1 pseudogene is annotated in these 576 nt (G+C 57.5%); it reads left to right on the top strand.

What is annotated here, in order from left to right:
* A pseudogene (locus ACZYSM_RS29340) lies at positions 1–576 on the top strand (IS630 family transposase); the annotation flags it as partial.

Below are 576 nucleotides of genomic sequence, written 5' to 3'. Positions count from 1 at the left end.
ATTGAACTGAGTCGACGCATAAGATCGGCCACTATCAGTCAGCGCGACGGTCGTCGGGCGCGGGTGATTTTACTGGCGGCTCAAGGTTGTTCGCGCAACGAGATTGCCCGGTTGACGGGTCTCTCCGCTATTTCAGTCACTCGCTGGTGCAAGCGTTTTCAAGAACTGTGCCTGCAAGGCCTGGTGGATCTGCCCGGACGAGGTCGCAAGCCATCCTTGCCGGCCGAAGCGTTGAAGCGAACCCTCTTGAGCAAGTCACTCAGCCGCGTATCGGTCAGCCACGCTGGAGCTGTCGAAGCATGGCTCGAGTCGCAGGTATTTCACCGGCCAGCGTCCAGCGGATATGGGCTGCCAACGACATAAAACCGCACCTGACACGCACCTTCAAGCTGTCCAATGACCCGAACTTCGAAGAGAAATTCTGGGGCGTCATCGGGCTGTATCTGGCCCCTCCCGATAAAGCCCTGGTGCTCTGTTGCGATGAGAAGAGCCAGGTTCAAGCCTTGCAGCGCACGCAACCCGGATTGCCATTGGGTATCGGTCATATCCGTACACAAACCCATGACTATGTTCGTC

This window comes from Pseudomonas sp. F220, from assembly GCF_057813935.1.
This window is presented reverse-complemented; position numbering and strand designations above follow the sequence as displayed.